Genomic DNA, 2,920 nt, shown 5'->3' with positions numbered 1-2,920 from the left:
TTCCGTGATCGCTTATCATTATTGAATATGGGTTTAGAGAATCGCTTGCAAGATTCTGTGATGAATTTATCCGGTGGGCAACGCCAAGCTTTGAGCTTAATTATGGCGATTTTATCTGATTCTAAAATCTTATTATTAGATGAAATTACAGCAGCATTGGATCCTAAAATTGCTGAAAATGTGATGTATTTAGCCAATAAAATTGTGGAAGACTCACATTTAACATGCTTGATGATCACACATAATATGCATCATGCTCTTAAATATGGTGATCGCACAATGTTGTTGAAAAATGGTCAGTTCTTAAAAACATTCAGCAAAGAAGAGAAGCATAATCTCACAGCACCAGAATTGGCAGGGATGTTTGAAGAGGATTTCGATTAAGTTTTCAATATTAAAACTAAAAAAGCTCTGAGTGTGTGATCAGAGCTTTTTTAGTATTTGAATTTAAGTGGTTACTACTGAATCTTCGGTGTGAGTTTTACATAAACCAATTCACCAATCAGCTCTACAATTGTTTGTGTGACGATGATGCTTGTTGTGATCAATATCATATCCTCAGGCAATGCTAGGGCAAATGGCAGTACAGCCAATGAATTCCTTGTGCCTGCGCTGAAAATCAATGTGCGCTTAGATTCAGATTTCAATTTAAATAACTTTCCCACCAAAAGATTGAGTGGAAACATCAGCGCTATGAATGCAATATAGATCGGAATAACTTGAATAATTTGCTCGTAATGCAAGGCAATGGGCGTGATTTGTGAAGCAATGATGATGAACAGAACAATCGCCATGAATGGCACAGGCAACCAATTGGAAATTTCATGCGTGATATTAATGATGCGATTTTTAGCTGAAAATGTTTGAACCAATATTGCTGCGATCAAAGGTATCACAATCAGAAATAGAAAAGATTCTATAAAAGGCATGATGGATAATGAGCCTAAAAAGCCTTTTCCTAGCATTAACCAAATATAAACAGGCAATAACAGAATCTGAGTGATGAATAATAATGGTGTGGAAGCAAGCATTAGTTTGGCATCGCCTTTGCCAATTTGAGTGAATACGATCACATAATCAATACAAGGTGTTAATAATACCAATAAAACAGCGAAGATAATGGCAGGTTGATTCGGCAAAAACTGAATCAATAAATAAGCTAACAAGGGCACAATAATGTAATTGCTGATAAGCAATGCGATCATGAATTGGCGATTGCTGAAGGATGCTTTTAAATCAGCAAAAGGAATCTGCAGAAACATGCTGTACATTAAAATACCTAAAGTTACTGGTAATACATTATTCAGAGTATGAACAGCAGGGAAGATGAATCCAATGACTATAGCTATAATAATCGTGACAGCATAAATATTGACTTGATTGTGTTCTATTTGGTCTCTCATCTATTTGATCCATGAATGATGGGATTGTATTCAATTTTTAATTATAGCGGATGATCACAAGGAGGGTGGCTCTTTGAGAATTGAACGCTATAATCGAACAATTTATGAAAAATTGATTTGGAGCACTGCATGATCACAGTAACAACCTTAAGAAAGATGAAAGAGAAGGGTGAAAAAATAACAATGTTAACTTGCTATGACGCCTCTTTTGCAAAAGTGATGAATAACGTTGGCGTCGAAATTTTATTAATTGGCGATTCATTGGGGATGACGATTCAAGGTCATACAAGTACTTTACCTGTAACATTAGAACATATGATTTACCATACTCAGAATGTTGCTAAAGGGAATCAAAAAGCTCTATTAGTAGCTGATTTGCCATTTGGTGCTTATGAAGGCTCTGTGGAGTCTGCTTTTCAAAATTCTGTGCAGTTAATGAAGGCTGGTGCACATATGGTTAAATTGGAAGGTGGTTTAGATCAAGTGGAGAAAACAGCTTATTTATCTAAGCGTTCGATTCCTGTATGTGCACATTTAGGTTTAACGCCACAATCTGTGAATGCATTGGGTGGTTATCGTGTTCAAGGTCGCGATCAAGCGGTAGCTGATGAAATGATTGAAGCAGCCAAGGCGCATGAAGCAGCAGGCGCTTCATTGATTGTATTGGAATGCATTCCAAAAGATTTAGCGAAAGCCATTACCGCACAAGTGAATATTCCTGTGATTGGCATTGGTGCAGGCGTGGATTGTGATGGGCAGGTTTTAGTTTTACAAGATATGCTCGGAATTTATCCTGATCCACCAAGTTTTTCTCATAATTTTCTAGCAGAAACGAATTCTGTTGCATTGGCAGTAAAAGCTTATGTGGATGCTGTCAAAACATCTCAATTTCCAACCGAACAACATTCATTTAATTAGGAAAGTTATGCAAGTCATTAAAACAATTGCTGAAATGCGTGCCTTTAGAAAAGGCTTGTCACAAGTTGCATTAGTCCCTACGATGGGGAATTTACATGCTGGGCATTTATCTTTAATTAAGGCTGCTCAGTTTGAGTCTAAACATGTCATTGTTTCAATTTTTGTTAATCCTATCCAGTTTGGGCCCAATGAAGACTTTGGTAGTTATCCCAGAACCTTATTAGAAGATTGTGAGAAATTGGCAGAACTAGGTGTTGATGCTGTATTTGCTCCGAATGCTGAAGAAATGTACCCTAAAAGCACTCAATCTGTTCGTGTTGTACCTTCAGATATTCAAAATGAATTATGTGGAGCATCGAGAGAAGGGCATTTTAATGGTGTTGCAACTGTAGTTACTAAGCTGTTTAATATCATTCAGCCAGATGTTGCATATTTTGGCGAAAAAGATTTTCAGCAGTTATATCTTATCCGAGAAATGGTTGAAGAGTTGAACATGCCAATTAAGATTGTTGCAGTCCCTATTTGTAGAGATAACTCAGGATTAGCGCTATCAAGTCGTAATGGTTATTTATCAAGTGAAGAGAAGGAGCGTGCAATTG

Annotated in this window: 4 protein-coding genes; 3 read left to right on the top strand and 1 reads right to left on the bottom strand. The window is 36.8% G+C overall.

Annotation, left to right across the window (positions count from 1 at the left end; all coding sequences use genetic code 11):
- Window positions 1–384, top strand: a 384-nt coding sequence (locus BZK14_RS09180; RefSeq protein ID WP_143691423.1) for an ATP-binding cassette domain-containing protein, incomplete at its 5' end; no start/stop codon positions are given.
- A 74-nt stretch (window positions 385–458) separates the two neighbouring features.
- Here BZK14_RS09180 and BZK14_RS09175 read toward each other — a convergent pair.
- Window positions 459–1,403: an arsenic resistance protein gene (locus BZK14_RS09175; protein WP_077926207.1), complete on the bottom strand. Its 945-nt coding sequence runs from the start codon at window positions 1,401–1,403 to the stop codon at window positions 459–461.
- A 129-nt stretch (window positions 1,404–1,532) separates the two neighbouring features.
- Here BZK14_RS09175 and panB point away from each other — a divergent pair, with 129 nt between their 5' ends.
- Together panB and panC are read left to right on the top strand one after the other, a co-directional pair.
- Window positions 1,533–2,321 (top strand): 3-methyl-2-oxobutanoate hydroxymethyltransferase, encoded by a 789-nt coding sequence (panB, locus tag BZK14_RS09170; protein WP_077926206.1) that lies wholly within the window; start codon window positions 1,533–1,535, stop codon window positions 2,319–2,321.
- A 7-nt stretch (window positions 2,322–2,328) separates the two neighbouring features.
- The coding region (gene panC, locus BZK14_RS09165) for a pantoate--beta-alanine ligase (RefSeq protein ID WP_077926205.1) at window positions 2,329–2,920 on the top strand (592 nt) is incomplete at its 3' end.

It is taken from the genome of Wohlfahrtiimonas larvae, from assembly GCF_002006755.1.
Classification (GTDB): Bacteria; Pseudomonadota; Gammaproteobacteria; order Cardiobacteriales; family Wohlfahrtiimonadaceae; genus Wohlfahrtiimonas; species Wohlfahrtiimonas larvae.
Note: the sequence above shows the minus strand (reverse complement) of the source record. Positions and strands in the feature narration are given on the sequence as shown.